The sequence below is a fragment of the Bacillus cereus group sp. N31 genome (genome assembly GCF_016483245.1).
Classification (GTDB): Bacteria; Bacillota; Bacilli; order Bacillales; family Bacillaceae_G; genus Bacillus_A; species Bacillus_A toyonensis.
The window spans coordinates 57472-78375 of sequence record NZ_JAEHCH010000006.1 but is presented as its reverse complement, the minus strand read 5'-3'; the positions used below and the strand labels follow the sequence as shown (position 1 = coordinate 78375).

The window sequence follows — 20904 nt, the reverse complement described above, 5'->3', positions numbered from 1 at the left end:
TTATTAGTTGAACTAATCGGGCTTTTACGGACAGTAAGGCCCTCACCTAACTTCTTAGTTTTCGCTGAATTTTGAGGAGGGATCTTACTGTCCGTTAGTGCGGGATAATTGGAGGGGCAACATGAAAAAAATAGGTGTAGGGATTGTAGGATTTGGATTTTCTAGTACAACATTTCACATCCCGCTATTACAAACGATAGAAGAATATGATATTCGAGCTATTTTATCTTCAAAAGAAGAAGTAGTGAAACAAACTTTACCAAATGCTGCTGTTGCTGACACAATTGATGAATTAGTAAAGCGATCTGATATTGAACTAGTTGTCATTACTTCACCGAATACAACTCATTTTCCATATGTAAAAGAAGCGATTTTACATGGTAAGCATGTTGTAGTGGAAAAACCATTTGTTGTTTCAATTGAAGAAGGGGAAGAACTTATCTCATTAGCAAAGCAGCATAATGTGATGTTAAGTGTATATCATAATCGTCGTTTTGATAATGATTTCCTAACAATTAAGAAATTGTTAGAAGAAAATAGAATAGGAAATGTATACGAATATGAAGCGCATTTTGATCGTTTCCGTCCACATGTACGTGATCGCTGGAGAGAAAAGAATTTACCAGGTTCAGGTATATTATATGATTTAGGATCGCATTTAATTGACCAAGCGCTATCATTATTCGGAAAACCAGATGCGATAAGCGCAGATGTAATAAAACAAAGGCCAGGTGCGGAGATTGATGACTATTTCCACGTAGTACTTCATTATGGAGTTAAGCGTGTCATTTTACGTAGTAGCAGTTACGTGAAACAAGCAGGACCGCATTTTACATTACATGGGGACAAAGGTTCTATCATGAAATACGGTATGGATTCGCAGGAAGAACAATTAAAAAATGGAATGAAGCCAGGCGATATAGGTTATGGAGTAGATGCTGAAGAGAATTTTGCTACTTTAGAAACAGAAGAAACTTTAAATCGCATTTCAACAGAAGTCGGTTGCTATGACATGTACTATAAAGGTGTAAGAGATAGTATATTAAATGGTGAGAAACTACCTGTAACAGCGCAAGATGGTTTAAATGTTATTAAACTAATTCAATTAGCGGTTGAAAGTAGTGAAACGGGTAGAGTCATTTCGGTAAAATAAAAAAGACACGAATTTCGTGTCTTTTTTAATTTGTTGGAACAGAAAGGCCGTAAAAGAACATCGTAACGATATCTTGTATATGTTTTTCTCGATCTCCTTCAAGAAGCTGTGCCCCGAAATCATCACCTAACTTAGTAAACATTTGAATGTAAAGTAACATCATTTCTTTCGTAAGGTGTGGATTAATTTCGTTTTTGCGCTGAGCTCGTTCTAATATCTCTAAATACCAGGGAAGGATTTTTTCATTTTGATAACTATAAATAAACTTACGGAGTTCTTCGTCCCTTTGCATCATTTGTAGTAACATATCAGGTTGAAATAACCCGCCAGTATTCATTTTTCTTACAATCATTTTTTGCATCATATCATGAAAAGGTAATTTTTCTTCTGCAAGCCCTTTATAATATTGAAATTCAGATATGATAAATTCTTGTATAAGCTCCCTAAATAACGCATCTTTACTTCCGAAATGATTATAAATTGTAACTTGAGAAACGTTTGCTTCTTTTGCAATATGTTCTATTTTTACTTCATTAAATCCACGTTCTGAAAATAATACGAAGGCCGCCTCTTTAATGGCGCGTTTTTTCTTTTCTTTCACTTTTTCAAAGCCGTTCAATGTAATCACCTCACTTAAAATATACAAGAAAAAATAATGGAAAACAATATTTTTGAAATATGGACTAGTAAATATTTCAAAAAAATGTTGCGAATATGAAAGATGAGGAGTACAATAATTTTGAAATATCATATATTAAATATTTCAAAAAGTGAGGTGGACTTATGATTTCAGTTCAAGATGTTACAAAACAGTTTTCGAATGGAAAAGGTTTGTTTCATATTACATTTGATGTAAAAGAGGGAGAAGTATTTGGTTATTTAGGACCGAATGGTGCCGGAAAATCAACGACAATTCGTAATTTAATGGGATTTATAAAACCGACAGCTGGTAAAGCGACAATTTTTGGATTAGATTGTTGGAATGAAGCAGCGAAAATTCAAAGGGAAGTTGGTTATTTACCGGGTGAAATTTCTTTTATTGAAGGAATGAACGGATTAGAGTTTTTAAAATTAATGCAAGGAATGCGTGGATTAAAGGATACGAAAAGACGAGATGAACTGATAGATCGTCTGCAATTTGATGTGAAAACACCGATTCGCAAAATGTCTAAAGGAATGAAGCAAAAAGTAGGGATAGTCGCTGCATTTATGCACGATCCAGAGGTGTTAATTTTAGATGAACCAACATCTGGACTTGATCCACTGATGCAGCAAGTATTTATAGAACTAATAGTAGAGGAAAAACAAAGAGGAAAAACGATTCTTATGTCTTCACATATTTTTACTGAAATTGAGAGAACTTGTGACAGAGTAGCTATTATTAAAGATGGTCGACTCGTAACAGTTGAAAATATTCATGATTTACAAAGTATGAGACGACAGGTAATAGATGTAACTGTATCATCGCAAGAAGAAATTGAATCTCTTACAAAGTATAATTTGCAATTTGAAGCGGTAAAAGGCAGAGAGGCATCTATTATTGTACAAGGAAACTATCAAACTGTTTTACAAACACTATCAAACTATAATGTAACGGCACTTCAAACGAGAGCGATGGATTTAGAACATTTATTTATGCATTATTACGATAAGAAAGAAGGGGTAACGCATGAATAAGCAATTGTTTTTAGCTAGTTTGAAAGAAACACAAAAAAGTATTTTTAGTTATGCGATTGGTGCGGCTCTCTATTTATGGTTATTAATTTGGATATTCCCATCAATGGTATCAGCGAAAGGGTTAAATGAATTAATAAGTGCTATGCCTGATAGTGTGAAAAAAATTGTTGGTATGGAAAGTCCGATTCAAAACGTAATGGATTTTTTAGCTGGGGAGTATTACAGTCTATTGTTTATTATCATTTTAACAATTTTTTGCGTAACAGTTGCGACACATTTAATTGCGCGTCATGTAGATAAAGGAGCGATGGCATACTTGCTAGCAACGCCTGTATCCAGAGTGAAAATTGCCATTACGCAAGCTACTGTTCTCATATTGGGGCTACTTATCATTGTAATTTTCACGTATGTAGCAGGTATAGTAGGAGCAGAATGGTTTTTAAAAGATAATAATTTAAATAAAGAATTATTTTTGAAGATTAATGTAGTCGGAGGGCTCATATTTTTAGTCGTTAGTGCGTATTCATTTTTCTTTTCTTGTATATGTAATGATGAAAGAAAGGCACTTAGTTATTCAGCAAGTTTAACTATATTATTTTTCGTACTAGATATGGTAGGGAAATTAAGTGATAAGTTAGAGTGGATGAAAAGCCTATCGTTATTTACGCTGTTTCGTCCGAAAGAAATTGCTGAAGGAACATATAATATATGGCCGGTAAGTTTAGGTTTAACCGTTGGGGCAGTTTGCATCTTTTTGTTAGCAATAGTTATGTTTAGAAAGAGAGATTTACCGTTATAAAGTAGCAAGTCCACTGTGAAAGTGGACTTTTTTGTTTGTAAATTTGAACCGATATGTTCATTGTGTGCCACCATAAAAAGGATATTTATCTTTTTATTTACAAAAATATTCGAAAAAATGAACCTTTTTATAGGCTACGCAGTCTAATACGTGTAAAGTTAAATTTGAAGTGAGGATGAAACAGGAGGAGCAATTGTGAAAGTAATCCCTTTATATAAAATGATTGTAAAAGAAGAAACGGATGTTTCCTTAGCGAAAAAAGGTGATCATGAAGCCTTTATGGCGCTTATACATACGGAGAAAGTTAAGATGTATCGCATTGCAAAGGCGATGTTACATGATGAGACAAACATAGAGGATGCGATACAGACAACAATTTTAAAAGCTTATGAAAATATAAAAAAACTAAAAAAAGAAGCGTTTTTTCAAACTTGGTTAATTCGAATTTTAATAAATGAGTGTAACAATATAATTAAGTCATATAAAAAACTAATTATAATCGAGGATCATGATAGTAGTATGGTAGCGTTCGACCGATATAAAGATATTGATCTTTGTAATGCCATTCAGTCTTTAACGGAAGAATTAAGAGCTGTAACTGTACTTTATTATTATGAAGATATGAATCAAGAGAGTATTGCGTCCCTTTTAGAAATTCCAAAAGGGACGGTTAAGTCAAGGTTGTCACGTGCAAGGGAACTATTAGAAGAGCGATTAAAGATGGAATAGGGGGTGTATAGAATGGATAGTGAAAAATCATTTGATGAGAAATTAAAAAAGAGAATAAAAGGTGAAAATGTTATTTTACCGCCAAAGTTAAATGGAAAGATTAATGATACACTGCATAATCTTCCAGTAAAAAAGAAGAGTTACAGAGTTCATATGATGGTAATTAGTGCCGCGGTTCTAGCGATTTCTATTGTTTCTATGTCTGAATTTTCTATACAAAGCTTTGCACAAAATGGTGGAGTATTTGAATATGTGAAGAAAAAGGCGTTTTCTGATTATGAAAATGAAGAAGAAATAAAATTGAATGTAAATTATCCAGATAAGGAAAAAATTCATATAAAGATGTTGGATTCAATTGATCATTTTAAAAATATTTCAGGACAATTTGAGGAATATTCTAGCTCTACAAGAATGGCTACAACATACAAGTATGCGATTGATACGGAGAAACAAAGAGGCATTGCATCTCAAGAAGATAAACGATTAAAAAAAAGAACGATTATATATAACGAGGGTAGAAAAAAAGAGTTTGATGATGAGAACTATACATATAAAGAGACAAAATGGAGCCCAGAGGAAAGAAATAATGAACTATTAAAACTAAATCCTACGGAAAGATTGTTGAGAAAATCAGGTGAGAGGAAACGGTATGATGGCGAATATGTGGGATTGGCTAAGCATATTATTCAATCAGAATTCGCAGATTTGTTAATTCGATATAAAGATTGGAATTATAAAGAAACGAAATATCTAGGACTCGATTGTTACAAAATTGAAGGGGTAATTAATATAGAGATGCCTATTAGCGCCTCTGAAGATGTAAGAGGGAAATTTGAAATGGTTGTGGAGAAAAACACAGGGGTTATGTTAAAGTTTCTTAGTTTTCATGAAGGTATGATTCAATATTCAGTTACTACCGAATGGATACAAATAGATAAAGGGCTGAAAGAAAGTATGTTTCAAAAGGATAGCACGAAATATGAAAAAATGAAAAATATATTGGATGAATAGAAACAGGAGGAGAATAAATGGGGAATCATTCGTCTTCAAGAGAAGATAAAAATAAGCGGAAATATAAAAAGACAACGATAATAAGTTTACTACTAGGAGTATTACTATTTGGCGGGGTTGGATATGGTACCTATGTATATATGAAAACTTCTAATCTTGTACAAAAATCTAATTTGAATTTAGCGCGTGGTGAAAAATCAAATTTACGTGAGAAAGCAGTAAAACCAATTGCAAACAATGTTTCACTTTTAATTATGGGCATTGATGAAAATCAAGAACGTCAAAAGGAGTATAGTGGTGCATTTCATACAGATGCGTTATTGCTGGCAACTTTTAATAAAGATGATAAGACAGTGAAATTAACAAGTATACCACGTGATACGTATACATATGTCCCGATTGAAAAGAAAAAGGATAAAATAACGCATGCATATGGAAGAGGGCTTGTTAAAAATGGTAAAGATGGAGGGCCACAAGCATCTGTTGAAGCAGTAGAAAAATTGTTACAAGTCCCCGTTGATTATTTTGTGAAGTTTAATTTTAGCTCATTTATTAAAATTGTTGATGGATTAGATGGTATTGAAATAGATGTCCCAGTTGAATTTACAGAACAAAATAGTAAAGATGAACCTGATGCGATTCATTTGAAAAAAGGACTACAAAAATTAACGGGAGAAGAAGCACTTGCGCTGGCAAGAACGCGTCATATTGACAGTGATGCAATGAGAGGGCAACGTCAACAACTTGTTATTGAAGCGATGTTAAATAAATTAAAAAGCGCAGGTTCGATTACAAAACTAGAGAAAATGGTTGAGGCGGTTGATGGTGATTTTAAAACAAATTTAGCCATGGATGATATTTTATCTTTTTATAAATATGGTTTAAATGGTTCAGTTGAAAAGACTCAATTAGCTGGTGATGATCTTTATTTACCTAATGGCCCAAATGGACAACGTGTCTATTACTATAATCCTAATAAAAAAGACCTACAAAGTTTGAGTGATACTCTTAGAACACATCTAGGATTAAGTGCGAAGCAGATTGAGGAGAATTAAAGCAGACGAAATGTCTGCTTTTTTATTAGCATCTATTCTATCTGTAATGAATGTTATCTCATTAGAAGGGGTAGCGCTACTACTTGGGGGAGATCGTTTCATGTCAGAAGCACGTGCTATCGTTAATTTAATTGGTAACGGTATTGCGACTGTAGTTGTTGCAAAAAGTGAAAATGAGTTTGATGATGAGAAGTATAAGAGAGTGGTAGAGGAAATGAAAAGAGAAAAAATTGCCGGGTAAAAAAAGTCAGTTTAGCTGACTTTTTTATTTTTGTAGAAAAGATGTTTTTAGATATATGCATTATTTATTAGAAATAATTAACAAGTATTCAAGCGGTAAATGAGATGAAAGTGATTAAATCAACGAATGTGTATAAAGGAGAAATAAGGTTTGAACAACGTATGGCATTTTTATGAATATTACTGTAAAAAAATAATTTTTTAAAAATTTTCAATAATAATACTTTACAAAAATTAAAAAATTAGTAGAATAAGAAGTAGTAAGAATCGTCTGATAAATATATAAAGAAAAACAGAATTATCAGAAAATTCTTTAATAGCTATCGTTAAGAATTAGGGAGGGTACAAAATGAAAAAGAAACAAATGAAAAAACTAACAGCAGTTGTAGCACCAGTTTTAGCAATGAGCATGGCGTTAACAGCATGTTCTACATCAGGTGGAGATAAGAAGACAAGCACAAACTCTAGCTCTAGTGGAGATAGTAAATCTGAAGGAAAACTAGCAGCGAAACAAGTGCTAAATCGTACAGAAACAAATGAGATCCCAACAATGGATACTTCAAAAAATACAGATACATTAGGTTCTCAAATTTTAGGGAACACAATGGAAGGGTTATATCGATTAGATAAAGATAATAAACCAATCCCAGCTGCAGCAGAATCTAGCACAAAAAGTGAAGATGGTAAAAAATATACATTTAAACTACGTAAAGATGCAAAATGGTCAAATGGTGATCCTGTAACTGCAAAAGACTTTGCGTACGCTTGGCAACGATTATTAGATCCAAAAACAACTGCAGAATATGCGTTTATCGCATTCCCGATTAAAAATGCAGAGGCAATTAATAAAGGTGAAAAACCAGTAACTGAACTAGGAGTTAAGGCGGTAGATGACTATACATTAGAAGTTGAATTAGAACAAGCGGTACCATACTTCTTAAACTTAGTTGCGTTCCCATCGTACTACCCATTAAATGAGAAGTTTGTAAAAGAAAAAGGGGATAAATTCGGTTTAGAGTCTGATACAACAGTATATAACGGACCATTTGTTCTTACTGATTGGAAGCACGAGCAAGGCTGGAAACTAAAGAAAAATGATCAATATTGGGATAAAAAGACTGTAAAATTAGATGAAATCAACTATAGTGTAGTAAAAGAAATAAATACAAAGGTCAACTTATTTGATACAGGTGCAATTGATTTCGCACTTCTATCAGGTGAATTCGTTGATAAATATAGAAATAACAAAGAGGAGTTTGGCACATACTCACAAGTAAGTACCTACTTCTTACGTATGAACCAAAAACGTGGTGGACAAGATACACCATTAAAGAGTCAGAAATTACGTGAAGCAATCGCGCTTTCTATCGATAAGAAAAACCTAGCAAACGTTATTTTAAATGACGGATCTAAACCAGCTGACTTCTTAGTACCGAAAGGGTTAGCGACTGGACCAGACGGCAAAGACTTCCAAGAAACATTTAAAAATGGTATCAAACCAGATGCGAAAAAAGCTGCTGCTGCATGGGAAGAAGCGAAAAAAGAACTTGGTAAAGACCAAGTTACAATTGAGCTATTAAACTATGATACTGGTAATGCGAAAAAAGTAGGGGAATATGTAAAAGACCAAATTGAGAAAAATTTAAAAGGTGTAACAGTTAATATTAAACTTCAGCCATTCAAACAAAAACTAAAACTAGAAACAGAGCAAGATTATGATATATCATATGCTGGTTGGGGACCTGACTATGCTGACCCAATGACATTCTTAGATATGTTCCAGTCTAAACATTCTCATAACCAAATGAGCTTCGCTGATCCGAAGTATGATGATATGATCAAAAAAGCTGGCACTGAATTAATGGGTGACGCGAAGAAACGTTGGGAAGAGTTAGGGAAAGCTGAGAAATTACTTCTTGAGCAAGATGTAGCACTTGTACCTTTATACCAACGTGGTGATGCATATGTTCTAAAACAAAATATTAAAGGTATTGTAAAACATAATATCAGTCCGGAATATAGCTTTAAATGGGCATATGTTGCTGAAAAATAAAAGAGTTGAAAAAGCATTTCAAAGTAGCTTAGCTACCTTGAAATGCTTTTTTGTATATTGGAAATTAAAATGTAAATTTGTAGTATAGCAAAATAGAGAAGAATAAGGAGTAAAGTATGTACATATGGTAGATGGGGGATAAATCATACTAAATTACGAAGTTTAAAATCAGAATATTTAAAATAAAACTATTTACAAATGTGAAAAAAAGAGTAGAATAACATTAGTTGTAATTTTCTGAAAAATATTTAACAAGGAGTCTCTCAAGGTTGGTAATGTACATATAATTAGGGAGGGTTAAAAAATGAAGAGAAAAAAATGAAAAAATTAACAGCAGTTGTAGTACCAGTTTTAGCGATGAGTGTTGCATTGACAGCGTGTTCTAGTTCAGGTGGAGAAAAGAAAACGACTACTACATCTAATAGTGGGGAAGAAAAAACATCTGATATTAAATATGCAGCGAAGCAAGTATTAAATCGTACGGAAAATCAAGAAATTCCGACGATGGATACTTCTAAATCTACTGATACGTTAGGGGCACAAATTTTAGGAAATACGATGGAAGGCCTATATCGTCTTGATAAAGATAATAAGCCAATTCCTGCTGCGGCAGAATCTAGTACGAAAAGTGAAGATGGTAAAAAGTATACGTTTAAACTGCGAAAAGATGCAAAATGGTCGAATGGTGATCCTGTAACAGCGAAAGATTTTGTTTTCGCATGGCAGCGCTTACTTGATAAAAATACTGCGGCAGAATATGCGTTTATTGCTTACTATATTAAAAATGCAGAAGCGATTAATAAAGGAGAAAAACCTGTAACTGAATTAGGAGCGAAGGCGGTAGATGATTACACGCTAGAAGTAGAATTAGAAAAACCGGTACCGTATTTCTTAAATTTATTAGCATTCCCATCATATTATCCATTAAATGAAAAATTCGTAAAAGAAAAAGGCGATAAGTACGGTTTAGAAGCAGATACAACTGTATATAACGGGCCATTTGTTATGTCTTCATGGAAACATGAACAGGGTTGGCAGCTGAAGAAAAATGATAAGTACTGGGATAAAAAGACTGTGAAATTAGAAGAAATTAATTATAGTGTTGTAAAAGAAGTAGCTACAAAAGTAAATTTATATGATACAGGATCAATCGACTTTACATTACTATCAGGAGAATTTGTAGATAAATATAAATCGAATAAAGATGAGTACGGTGAGTATGCAGAGTCAAGTACATTCTTCTTACGTTTAAATCAAAAACGTAACGGACAAGATACGCCATTAAAGAGCAAAAAGCTTCGTGAAGCAATTGCATTATCAGTCGATAAAAAAGGATTGGCGAATGTAATTTTAAATAATGGATCAAAAGCAACGGATCAATTGGTTCCGAAAGGGCTTGCGACAGGACCTGATGGAAAAGATTATCAAGATACATTTAAAAATGGTCTGAAATATGATCCGAAAAAAGGTGCAGCAGCTTGGGAAGAAGCGAAAAAAGAACTTGGAAAAGATCAAGTTACAATTGAATTACTAAGCTATGATGATGGAACTGCGAAAAAGATTGCTGATTATGTTAAAGATCAAATTGAGAAAAATTTAAAAGGTGTAACGATTAATACGAAAATTCAGCCGTTCAAACAAAAATTAAAATTAGAGACTGCACAAGATTATGAAATCTCTTATGCAGGTTGGAGTCCAGATTATGCGGATCCAATGACATTTATTGATATGTTTGAATCGAAGAGCCCGTACAACCAAATGAGTTATTCAAATCCAAAATACGATGAAATGGTAGGAAAAGCAGGTAATGAATTAATGAGTGATGCGAAAAAACGTTGGGAAACATTAGGGAAAGCTGAAAAATTATTCCTTGAAGAAGATGCAGGATTAGTTCCTTTATATCAAACAGGAAGATCGTATGTAATGAAACCGAATGTAAAAGGAATTGTGAAACATAACATCAGTCCAGAGTATAGCTTTAAGTGGGCGTATGTAACTGAGGATGGCGGAAAAAAATAAAGTGAAAGCATTTCAAAAGTGGCTGAGCTGCTTTTGAAATGCTTTTTAGTATGTATAAGGGAATAATATCTCGTTAGCCTATTGAGAAACGGGTAGGGAATTAGGAAGATTCTATCGGAGGATATTAGAGAGAGTTCAGTAAGTAGTAAGACAGATGAATGATAGTAAGAGATCTCATGCTAATAAGTAAATATAGAACGTAGTAATAGAGTGGAATAAGGGGAGGGATGTTTACATATAGTAGACGGGGGATAATTCATATAGTAGTTAAAACAACAAGTTACTATCACAAAAAAATAAATATTTAGAAAATTTACAAAAATACTTTACAAAACTCAGAAAAATAGTAGAATATTAATTAATAAGAATTTTCTGATAACGAAAGTTAATAGAGAATTTCTAAATGTTAATATCGTACATATAATTGGGGAGGGTACAAGAAAATGAAGAGAAAAAAGATGAAAAAATTGACAGCGGTCGTAGCACCAGTTTTAGTAATGAGTATGGCATTAACAGCTTGCTCTGGATCAGGGGAAAAAGATAAGGCAAGCACAACACCAAAAAGCGGTGAAAAAGAAGGCGGAAAATTAGCAGCGAAGCAAGTGTTGAATTTAACAGAGAGCCAAGAGATTCCATCTATGGATTCTGCTAAAGCGACAGACCAAGTATCGTTTCTTGCTTTAAACAACGTAATGGAAGGTTTATATCGACTGGATAAAGATAATAAAGCAACACCAGGGGTTGCTGAATCATATAAAAAGAGTGATGATGGTAAAAAATATACATTTACATTAAATAAAAATGCAAAATGGTCAAATGGAGAGTCTGTAACAGCGAAAGATTTCGTATTCTCTTGGAAACGTGCGGTAGATAAAAATACAGCAGCGGAATATGCATACATTATGTTTGATGTGAAAAATGCAAAAGCAATTAATGAAGGAAAAGCAGCGCTTGATACGCTAGGCGTAAAAGCTGTAGATGACTACACATTAGAAGTAGAATTAGAAAATCCAGTTCCTTACTTTGTTGAATTAACTTCATTCGGAACATTCTATCCGTTAAATGAAAAATTTGTAAAAGAAAAAGGGGAAAAGTATGGTTTGGAATCAGATACAACGTTATACAACGGACCATTTACATTAACAGACTGGAAACATGAAGAAGGTTGGAAATTAAAGAAAAATGCACAGTACTGGGATAATAAAACAGTTAAGTTAGAAGAAATCAACTTTAACGTAGTAAAAGATAGCGGTACACGTGTAAACTTATATGAAAGTGGACAAATTGATCGTTCAGCACTTACATCTGAATTTGTTGACAAATATAAATCAAATCCTGATTTCTTTACACAAAAAACACCGTCAACTTACTTCTTACGTTTAAACCAAAAACGTGGTGGGCAAGATACAGTATTAAAGAGTAAAGATTTACGTTTAGCGATTGCAAAGGCGTATGATAAAAAAGGTTTAACGAACGTTATTTTAAATGACGGGTCTACACCGGCAGATTACTTAGTACCAAAAGAATTTGCGAAGAGTCCAGATGGAAAAGACTTCCGTAAAGAAAATGGAGATATTTTAAAAACAGATTTGAAAAAGGCAAAAGAGCATTGGGAAAAAGCGAAAAAAGAGCTTGGAAAAGATCAAGTAACAGTAGAATTATTAAATTATGATGGTGATGGTGCGAAAAAAGTAGGAGAATTCTTAAAAGGAGAACTTGAGAAGAATTTACCAGGATTAACAGTGAATTTGAAAAATCAGCCGTTTAAACAAAAATTAAAATTAGAATCAGATCTAGATTATGATTTATCTTACGCTGGTTGGGGGCCTGACTACTTAGATCCAATGACATTCATTGATATGTTCGTTACAAACGGACCTCATAACCAAACTGGATACTCAAATCCGAAATATGATGAAATTGTAGAAAAAGGTAAAGGCGAGCTATTAACGAAAACGAAAGAGCGTTGGGATAGCTTACTGAAAGCTGAGAAAATGTTACTTGAAGATGCAGCAATTGCACCATTATATCAACGTGGTGATGCTATCGTTCAAAGAGCAAAAGTAAAAGGAATTGTTCACCACCCAGTTGGTGGAGATTACAGCTACAAATGGGCATATATCGGTGAGGAAAAATAAGCTGAGGGGGCGCGTAATGCGCCCTTTTTTTATGCACTTTTCATTCTTCCTTGAATATATAAAATAAAAAAGGGAGAATCCCATGGAACGAAATACTTACATCGATTTCTTAGCTTATTACGGAATAGGAAGTGCTCATCCTGGTGGTTTTACGTTAACAAAACAATTGTTAGCACAACTGCCTCTTAGACAAGGAGCGGATGTCCTTGAAATAGGCTGTGGTACGGGGAGAACAGCGGCTTACATGACAAAAGAATTCGGTTATAAAGTAACAGCGATTGAAAAGAATGAAATTATGATTCAAAAGGCGAAAGATAGATGGTTGTTTGAAAGATTGAATGTACAATTGATTCAAGGTGATGCAGAGCGATTACCTTGTTTAAATGATTCATTTGAGTTTGTGCTTGGGGAATCGATACTCGCTTTTACAGATAAAGAAAGGGTTATCTCAGAGTGCTATCGTGTATTACAGAAGGATGGTAAGCTTGTTGTCATTGAAATGATTATTAATACACATATTGAGAAGAGTGAGGAAGAAAAAATTGCCCAATTATATGGCATGAAAGAATTATTAACTGAGAATGAGTGGGTACAACTATTTCAGAAAGCAAATTTCAAAAGAATTACAATTGCTGGCGGTGGTACAATTGCAGAAACGATATCTAGCTATATAGAAGAGCCGGAATGGAATGTATCAACATATATTCCGAATGAGTTATATGAGGCATGGGTACAACATGAAAACGTACGACGTATGTACCAACATGTTTTAGGACACCGTATATTTATATGTGAAAAGTAGAGAAAAAGAGTTGGCTAAAGGTAGTCAACTCTTTACTATGTTAAATGAAAAATAATGCAGCTAAAGTAATTCCGAAGATGAAACCAAATCCAAGTTCAACGCCCCAGCCACAACCGCCGCCCCAGCCGCCGCCACCACAATTACCGCAACCACGACCGCCACATCCACAGTTACTGAATCCACCACCGCAACCGAATCCGCAACTATCACATCTGCTAATGCCGCCGCAAAGATCACAACCACCGTTTGCATATGCGTCATAGTATCCGAATCCTGTATCAAAAGATGAGCGCTGTTGCATTGGTTCGATCCATACAGATTCATTTGTCACATCGATTATTTTGCCTAAATGAATGCGACCATCGCGATCTTCAATTCGAACAACTTTACCGAAATAACGTCGGCACGTATCATAACATCTTTGTCTATGCATGTTCTGTCCTCCTTCCCCCTTACAGTAATACGATATGTAAGGGGGACAAGTGCGGCTTGTACGAATGACCTACCTATCATAATTGTTATATGAAAGGGGAAATATAGAGAAAGGATATAGTAAGGAGGGAAAGGCAATGAAATCTACAGATCAGTTTCAAACATACGAAGTACCGTGGAAAGAATTTATAGAAGCATTGCGAGATGAAATGAAGAAACAAGTAGGAGCGGATATTATTGATACAGTAGTTTGCAATTTAGAAGATGGATTTGAAGTGTATACATATATACAGGGGGATTTAGAGTTTGAATATAAAGAAGCGCTTGAAAGAAAATACGGAAGTGATGCTAAGACTCCTAATTTGTTAACGATTATGCTATTAGCCAGCATTTATAATACGAGTGAAGCGAATATACGCTTACATGCAGATAACAAAGATAATCCAATTGTTGAAGTATATGTGAAGCAATGAAACACGCTGTGAAAGGCGTGTTTTTTATTTATCCCGCTATTTTTGGGCAGTAAAACTCCTACCAAAAAATTTGGCTGGAGCAAAAAAGTTAGGGGAAGCCAGACTGTCCGTAAACGCCCCACTGATCAAAGTTTTACTTTATATGATAAAGTATTAGAAAATTAGGCATCTTAAATTAACGGTTACAGATGGAGTAGCTACTAGAGAATTTTTAGAAAAATATTTTGGATTAATTTGAAGTGGAACGAGGGGAAATGGCTTTGCAGTTATGCGTGATAAGGATGGGTTTATACTAAATTTAATGAAAGGGAAAGAAGTTCAGTATCCTAAAACATTTCATGTAGGATTTCCACAAGAAAATGAGGAACTAATAAATAAAATGAATCAAAGATTGAAGGAAGATGGATTTTTGGTTGAACCTCCTAAACATGCACATGCGTATACGTTTTATGTCGAAGCGCCTGGTGGATTTACAATTGAAGTAATGTGCTAATTAAAAAATCAAACTTTTTGTTGTGTGTTTTTAATATGAAAAGTAGGAAAAGTCTGTTTTAAGTATGAAGCTTAGACAGGCTTTTTTGCCTATATAATTGGATAGAAAATGCTATAAAGAATATTACCAAGTGTATATATATGTTTACATAATAAAGTTATGGTGGGTTAGTTGTCCTAAAATACAAGTCATATATCTTGTTTCCTCTCATAAATTTAAACATAGGAATTTGTCTACAAAGGTGGCGAAGCCTCATCATGAAAATTCGAATTTGTGCCACATTCATGTTGTTTCTATTTATATGGTTACATCCTTATTGGACTTTTGCAAAAGGAGAGGAGGCAAAGGAAAGGGTCGTTTCACTTGTATATGATGATTCGGGCAGCATGAGAAATAACGATCGCTGGAAATATGCCAATTACGCTTTGCAAAGTTTAGTTGCGCTATTAGATGAAAAAGATACATTTTCTTATGTTCCAATGAGCAAGCCGAATAATCCGTTAAACATTTCGTTAACGAAGGATAAAAGGCAAACAGAAATTGAAGGAATTGGAGCGTGGAAAACGTATTTAAATACTCCTTTTAGCGCAGTAGAGACGGCGATGCAATCTATAAAAAAGGAAGCAGATATAGATGGAAAACGTGAATTTTGGCTTATTGTATTAACTGACGGGGCATTTAATGATCTAGAAAAAGATAAAGTTGGCGGAAAAGAACAAATTACAAAGCAACTAACAGACTTTAAGAAAGAAATGGATGTAAAAAAGATATCTTTACATCCTATCTTAATTACGATGGAAGAGGATTTAGGGCAGCAAGAAAAAGAACAATTAAATACGTTTAAAGAAATATGGAAGAAAGAGATAAACGGAGTTACGATGCCGTCAAGCGGAGAGGACGGCATTGTAAAAAGTGTAAATCAAGTGGCAGCATTAGTTGCGAATCGTGATCCATTCTCCTCCGTTGAATCGATTGTAAAAACGAAAGTAGTAGGAAAGAAAGTAGAGATTACAACGCCGTTCCCATTAAAGCGTATGACGCTTGTACGACAATCGCCTTCGCTGTCTAATTATCAGGTCACACAAATTTCGAAACCATTACAGTTACAGTCTTCTTTTTCCATACATGCACCCGGAGAAGCGAAATTATTCGGAAATATAGTTCATATAAGCACGGAAAATCAGGAAGTCATTAAACCAGGAACATATACGATAGAAGTGGATCGGGATATTGAGAAAGAAGGATTGCAAGTACTTGTTGAACCAGCGCTTAACTATACGGTTTCTACTTATGACAAAGATGATAATAGTCAAAAAAATGTTGAACAAATGTACGAAGGTGTTACTGCTGTTATTGAAGCAAAGCCTACTGAGTTACCAATTCAGTCTTCTTACTTTCAAGCAGAAGTAGAAATAGACGGAAAACAATATCCGATGAAGTGGAACGATAAGAGGCATGTGTTTTATTACGAAACGAAGATTGGTAAAGGGTTAGTACGTGGAAAAGTTCATATGAATATAAAGGGATTTTACAGACAGACGAAAGAATTCAAAATTGAAACAACAGAAAAGCCAAAATTATCACTTCAAACTGTTACGAAAGATTATGAAGAAAAAGTAACGAATTTAGAGAATAGTAAACCGTTTATTTTACAACCAAAGTTAGATGGTAAGCTGATGACAGAAGGGGCTGTAAAGAAACTATTAAAATCTACTGGTGTCACATCTAAACAATCAATCAACTATGAAATAAAACAACGTGGTAATCAAATTTACGTTTATCCTCGTCCTTATTACTCCGACACATTCAATTTCACAGATACTGGCACCGTAGAAGCTACCATCGTTATACAAGATGCGAAATTACAAGAAGTAAAGAAGCAAATATCACTCCATATTCAAAGTGCGCCGTTTTATGAAAAGTATGCGCTTATTTTTAAGTTTGTCATTCCTATCACTTTATTGCTGCTAATAGTAGGCATAATCGTTTTAGGATGGATTGTTCGTCCAAGATTTCACCGGAAAGCACTATTGTATTACGAATGGGATCAAGAAGTAGCGAAAGATTGGTTATATCAATCTGAACCAGAATTACTTCGAAATAAATGGTGGAAACATTATTTTGGTATCCCATTTCGAGCAGAAAGAAAAACTGTGCAATCCGTTACGTTTATAGCGAAGAAAGGTTCGAAATCTGTCTTTGTAGCGAAAGAGTCACAAGTAGTAGGAATGATTATTGATGGGATGTTTATAACAGAGGAAGAAGTAGGAATGGAGCATAAGACACTATATCCAAATGAACTTTTATTAATTGATAGAGGATATGGTAAGGAGATTTACAAATATGAATGTGAATAGTAGGTAGGGATAAGAGGGGAGTCTTAGCTTTCTTTCCCTTTCTTTTTAAACAAGCAAGAATAGGAAGGTGGTTCACATGACATTACAAGTTCCAACGATATTAATTGGATTAGGTGGAATCGGTAGTACTGTGACGCATCAAATATATGAAAAACTGCCTGAAGAGCGCCGAAAAAAGGTAGCGATGCACGTATTTGATACAGATGTGAATACATTGAGTAAATTTGATCATATTCGAAAGTTTAAGACACAAACGAGTTCAAGTAAAACGCCTAGAGAGTATATTGCAGGAGATCCAACGATTCCAGAGTGGTTTCCAATGGATCCAACAATACTTGATAAACCATTAACAGAAGGAGCAGGACAGTTACGCGTCATTTCACGTTTAGCGTTACGTGCTGCGATGAAAGAAGATAAATTGACGTCCTTTTGGCAAGAAATTGAGAAGATTTTTCCGGTTACAAGTGATCAAACGGAATATGGTGTGCGAGTTATTATTGTAACATCACTAGCAGGCGGAACAGGTTCGGGGATGTTTCTGCAAATTGCATTATATTTACGTGAAATGCTTCGGAAAAAACTGCAGCATCATAACATTTTAATACGCGGTGCATTTTTAATGCCTGATGTGTTAGTGAAGACGAGAACGGTTAGTGCGAAAGAATTTGAAACGGTGCAAGCAAATGGTTATGCGTCTTTAAAAGAATTGCATGCCATTACGCTCGGTTCAACTGGAGAATTATCAAAACGCGGTGGTGTAACGATTGAATTAGAATACCGTCCGGATCAAGTAGATGAGGATGGAAGAACGAATCATACGATTAAACAACATCATTTACCATACAATTATTGTTTCTTATACGATTACGAAAACTTACATGGACACCATTTACACAATTTATCGGATTATATGGAGCAGATGGCAAATACGATTTATTTACAGTTATTTAGTCCGATGTCCACAAGTCATTTTGCACAGGAAGATAATCAAATTCAGCAATTGGCAGAATCAAGCGGGAAAGGACGATATTGCGGGGCAGGAACAGCAAAGCTCATTTATCCATATGAACATGTGTTAAAATATTGTGCTTTAAAATGGGCTGTGCAAGGTTTAGACGAATCGTGGCTTCATTTGGATCAACTCTTTCAAGAAAAGAAGCAAAGGTACGATCAAGATGTAAAACGTGGTATGCAGCGTGAAAAGCCAGAGCGTGGCAAAAGTTATTTAGAGGATTTAGAACATCTTGCTACTCGTCCAGAACAAGCCCATATTTTCTATAGACAAATGTACAATGAAACGCGTGAAGGAGCAGAGGGCGGTAAGCTCGGAGTTGCGAAATCTAAACTGTTTTTAGAAGCTGTAGAAAGCTATGTACAGCGCACAGTGCAAAAAGATGAGGAATTAAATCGTTTGCAGCACGAGTGTAAAATTTCAGCTGCGAAACTAAAAATGATGGAACAAATGAAAGGAGAAGTAGCGAGAGTAGATCATGCGGTTCGTTTATATGCGTATGCGATTCCGAGCCGTGTACATGAACATGTAACGACACTTTTATATGACATGATTGAATCAGACCGTTTTTCACCAAGTGGGTCTGAAGGACAGTCCTATCAATTAAATACATGGTTTTTAAAGAAAACAGACCCTGTTCATCCAGTAGCAGCGCGTTTTATGTTATATGAAATTCGAAAGCAGTTAGTAGAAAAAATGAATCGACTACATGAAAATAATGAACAGAAGCGTAATGTAATTCAAAATTATGATAAAAAATTTAATGTAGGTAATATAGATGGAACGGTAACTGCTGTACGCCGCGTTGAAATCGCTCAGCAACAAGGTTGGTTTGGAAAAATGGTGAATAATCAACAACGTTTATTTAAAAAAGAATTTGAAGATATCGTAACGCAATATGTACACAAATTAAATGAGTACAGAAAAGAAATGCTGTTAGAACTCGTTTATCAATCGTTATATCAAGCAGTTAATAAAATGATTCAATATTGGGAAAGGTTTTTTGATAATTTACATGAAACACGTGAAAATTTATTGTTTGAAATTCAAAAAAGAAGTAAGGAGTTTGAAGGGAAAACAAACCCAACGAATGTATACGTATTAGCGGAAGAGAAGTTGCAAGAAAAAATATGGCAAGATATGCAGCAACATTTAAATTTAGGTGTATTGCCGAAAGATATATCAGCAGAAATTTATATGAGTTTGTATGGGGAATATTGTCGGGATGCGAAAACGGAAGAGATTCAATCGAAAAAGGTAGAAGATTTTTACCGTGAACATATATTGAGCTATTGTTATGATGAATTACAAGTACGTTATCGTGATAAATTAGAACTTAATATTATAGAGGCATTGCGAAAAGAAGCGGATTATAAGAAGCGTGATCGTGATGAATACGTTCGTGAAAAAATTGAAGATCTGTTCCATTTAGCTAGTCCATTCGTGCCGAAAGTTTCTCACCATAGGGAATTACAATATTGGGGTATACATCCAACTTTAAAGAAAGAACTGCAAGAAGAATTAATTCAAGAAATGTTTAAAGAAAAAGATACAGTACATGAAGCTTTTTCACCATTTGAAGTGATCTGTTACCGGGCACATTACGGTTTATCATTGCAAGATTTTCCTAAATTATCATCAGGACACATTGCGAACGGTTTTATGAATGATAAAGGTGACTACTTCCAATCATATTATCGCCGTGTAAACAAATTAAATAGTAAAAAATCTAGTTTAACGCCGCATTTAGATAAGTATTGGCACTTACCAGCCTTTATGCCCGACTTGAATGCGACTCAAACGAAGTTAGACTACGATAAATGTAATCGTGCCCTTCTATATGCGTATATGTATCGCTGGATTAGTTTAGTTGCTGTTGATGGGCAGTTTGTGTATCAATATAACGGCGTTGGACGTAGCTTCTTAATTCAGTCGATGGGGAAAAATATTTCAAGTGAAAGTTATAAATTACACAGAGCATTACTTCATAATCCGTTTATTTATGAAAACATCTTGTCCAGATTTGAAGAAGAGCAAGAAAAGGCAATGATTCAAGGTGGACATTTATATACACATCCGTTCGTATTAGGAGCTCAAGATGTAAGATGGCTTAGAAAAGAACATGTTCACAATCTTTTAGATATGATTTTAATGTATGACCGTGAAGCGAAGTATGATCCGACGTTAGAAGAAACGTCAGATGAATTATTAAGATTATTCCTTGATGAAATCGAACTATACTTTCAAAACTATTACGGTACAGGTGCCGATATGGTTGCGAAGAAAGAGAAAGAAATGTTTATTAAACAATTGTGGGATCGTTCGTATGCAAAAGGGTATGTGGATCCGAATAGCGCTCCTTATAAAAAGTGGCAAAATTTATTAAGTGTTCAAGATGAAGAAGAAACGCCAAAAACGAATGTATAATGAATGAAAAGGGAATCCTTAAAAGTGGCAATAC

At 34.5% G+C, this 20904-nt stretch carries 15 protein-coding genes and 2 pseudogenes; 15 read left to right on the top strand and 2 right to left on the bottom strand.

The genetic code is table 11. From position 1 onward, the window contains the following. The first annotated feature begins 121 nt into the window (after positions 1 to 121). Positions 122 to 1153, top strand: coding sequence for an oxidoreductase (locus tag JDS81_RS10730; RefSeq protein ID WP_097953670.1), 1032 nt, complete (start codon positions 122 to 124; stop codon positions 1151 to 1153). Between the two features lie 25 nt (positions 1154 to 1178). On the opposite strand, the gene JDS81_RS10725 is transcribed toward JDS81_RS10730, so the two are convergent. Then, positions 1179 to 1772 carry a TetR/AcrR family transcriptional regulator gene (locus tag JDS81_RS10725; protein ID WP_097953669.1) on the bottom strand — a complete coding sequence of 198 codons (594 nt, stop codon included), beginning with the start codon at positions 1770 to 1772 and terminating at the stop codon, positions 1179 to 1181. A gap of 164 nt (positions 1773 to 1936) precedes the next feature. Here JDS81_RS10725 and JDS81_RS10720 point away from each other — a divergent pair, with 164 nt between their 5' ends. The 10 genes and pseudogenes from JDS81_RS10720 (at position 1937) to JDS81_RS10675 (ending at position 13676) form a co-directional block, all read left to right on the top strand. Next, positions 1937 to 2830: an ABC transporter ATP-binding protein gene (locus tag JDS81_RS10720; protein WP_097953668.1), complete on the top strand. Its 894-nt coding sequence runs from the start codon at positions 1937 to 1939 to the stop codon at positions 2828 to 2830. After that, a complete protein-coding gene (locus JDS81_RS10715; protein WP_097953667.1) occupies positions 2823 to 3629 on the top strand; it encodes an ABC transporter permease subunit in 807 nt (268 codons plus the stop codon). Before JDS81_RS10720 ends, JDS81_RS10715 begins: the two co-directional genes overlap by 8 nt. A 195-nt stretch (positions 3630 to 3824) precedes the next feature. Then, on the top strand, positions 3825 to 4358 hold the full coding sequence (locus JDS81_RS10710) for an RNA polymerase sigma factor (RefSeq protein ID WP_000864737.1): 534 nt from the start codon (positions 3825 to 3827) through the stop codon (positions 4356 to 4358). Between the two features lie 12 nt (positions 4359 to 4370). Beyond that, complete coding sequence (locus tag JDS81_RS10705) at positions 4371 to 5369, top strand: anti-sigma factor (protein ID WP_097953666.1); 999 nt, start codon at positions 4371 to 4373, stop codon at positions 5367 to 5369. A 17-nt stretch (positions 5370 to 5386) separates the two neighbouring features. Then, positions 5387 to 6424, top strand: a complete 1038-nt coding sequence (locus JDS81_RS10700) for an LCP family protein (RefSeq protein ID WP_097953665.1) — start codon at positions 5387 to 5389, stop codon at positions 6422 to 6424. A 22-nt stretch (positions 6425 to 6446) separates the two neighbouring features. Further along, positions 6447 to 6665: pseudogene (locus JDS81_RS10695) on the top strand (C4-dicarboxylate ABC transporter); the annotation flags it as partial. A 348-nt stretch (positions 6666 to 7013) separates the two neighbouring features. After that, complete coding sequence (locus tag JDS81_RS10690) at positions 7014 to 8717, top strand: peptide ABC transporter substrate-binding protein (RefSeq protein ID WP_000730158.1); 1704 nt, start codon at positions 7014 to 7016, stop codon at positions 8715 to 8717. Between the two features lie 318 nt (positions 8718 to 9035). Further along, on the top strand, positions 9036 to 10736 hold the full coding sequence (locus tag JDS81_RS10685; protein WP_079995284.1) for a peptide ABC transporter substrate-binding protein: 1701 nt from the start codon (positions 9036 to 9038) through the stop codon (positions 10734 to 10736). Between the two features lie 443 nt (positions 10737 to 11179). Beyond that, the gene (locus JDS81_RS10680) at positions 11180 to 12874 is read left to right on the top strand and encodes a peptide ABC transporter substrate-binding protein (protein ID WP_097953663.1); all 1695 of its coding nucleotides are present in this window, start codon (positions 11180 to 11182) and stop codon (positions 12872 to 12874) included. Positions 12875 to 12956: 82 nt separating this feature from the next. Then, complete coding sequence (locus tag JDS81_RS10675; protein WP_097953662.1) at positions 12957 to 13676, top strand: class I SAM-dependent methyltransferase; 720 nt, start codon at positions 12957 to 12959, stop codon at positions 13674 to 13676. Between the two features lie 40 nt (positions 13677 to 13716). Here the strand turns inward: JDS81_RS10675 and JDS81_RS10670 are convergent, their stop codons facing one another. Then, positions 13717 to 14109 (bottom strand): hypothetical protein, encoded by a 393-nt coding sequence (locus JDS81_RS10670; RefSeq protein WP_097953661.1) that lies wholly within the window; start codon positions 14107 to 14109, stop codon positions 13717 to 13719. A gap of 136 nt (positions 14110 to 14245) precedes the next feature. On the opposite strand from JDS81_RS10670, the gene JDS81_RS10665 reads away from it, so the two are divergent. The 4 genes and pseudogenes from JDS81_RS10665 (at position 14246) to JDS81_RS10650 (ending at position 20870) form a co-directional block, all read left to right on the top strand. Next, entirely contained in the window at positions 14246 to 14581 is a 336-nt protein-coding gene (locus JDS81_RS10665; protein WP_000842916.1) for a hypothetical protein, read from the top strand. A 160-nt stretch (positions 14582 to 14741) separates the two neighbouring features. Then, a pseudogene (locus tag JDS81_RS10660) lies at positions 14742 to 15074 on the top strand (VOC family protein). 257 nt (positions 15075 to 15331) lie between these two features. Then, positions 15332 to 17431, top strand: coding sequence for a vWA domain-containing protein (locus JDS81_RS10655; RefSeq protein ID WP_097953660.1), 2100 nt, complete (start codon positions 15332 to 15334; stop codon positions 17429 to 17431). 76 nt (positions 17432 to 17507) lie between these two features. After that, a complete protein-coding gene (locus JDS81_RS10650) occupies positions 17508 to 20870 on the top strand; it encodes a tubulin-like doman-containing protein (RefSeq protein ID WP_000175115.1) in 3363 nt (1120 codons plus the stop codon). Positions 20871 to 20904 lie beyond the last annotated feature (34 nt).

Coding starts and splice junctions, on each gene's coding strand:
- JDS81_RS10690 (WP_000730158.1), top strand. CDS start 7,014: ATGAAAAAGAAACAAATGAAAAAACTAACAGCAGTTGTAGCACCAGTT.
- JDS81_RS10700 (WP_097953665.1), top strand. CDS start 5,387: ATGGGGAATCATTCGTCTTCAAGAGAAGATAAAAATAAGCGGAAATAT.
- JDS81_RS10730 (WP_097953670.1), top strand. CDS start 122: ATGAAAAAAATAGGTGTAGGGATTGTAGGATTTGGATTTTCTAGTACA.
- JDS81_RS10655 (WP_097953660.1), top strand. CDS start 15,332: ATGAAAATTCGAATTTGTGCCACATTCATGTTGTTTCTATTTATATGG.
- JDS81_RS10650 (WP_000175115.1), top strand. CDS start 17,508: ATGACATTACAAGTTCCAACGATATTAATTGGATTAGGTGGAATCGGT.
- JDS81_RS10680 (WP_097953663.1), top strand. CDS start 11,180: ATGAAGAGAAAAAAGATGAAAAAATTGACAGCGGTCGTAGCACCAGTT.
- JDS81_RS10675 (WP_097953662.1), top strand. CDS start 12,957: ATGGAACGAAATACTTACATCGATTTCTTAGCTTATTACGGAATAGGA.
- JDS81_RS10670 (WP_097953661.1), bottom strand. CDS start 14,109: ATGCATAGACAAAGATGTTATGATACGTGCCGACGTTATTTCGGTAAA.
- JDS81_RS10705 (WP_097953666.1), top strand. CDS start 4,371: ATGGATAGTGAAAAATCATTTGATGAGAAATTAAAAAAGAGAATAAAA.
- JDS81_RS10685 (WP_079995284.1), top strand. CDS start 9,036: ATGAAAAAATTAACAGCAGTTGTAGTACCAGTTTTAGCGATGAGTGTT.
- JDS81_RS10715 (WP_097953667.1), top strand. CDS start 2,823: ATGAATAAGCAATTGTTTTTAGCTAGTTTGAAAGAAACACAAAAAAGT.
- JDS81_RS10720 (WP_097953668.1), top strand. CDS start 1,937: ATGATTTCAGTTCAAGATGTTACAAAACAGTTTTCGAATGGAAAAGGT.
- JDS81_RS10665 (WP_000842916.1), top strand. CDS start 14,246: ATGAAATCTACAGATCAGTTTCAAACATACGAAGTACCGTGGAAAGAA.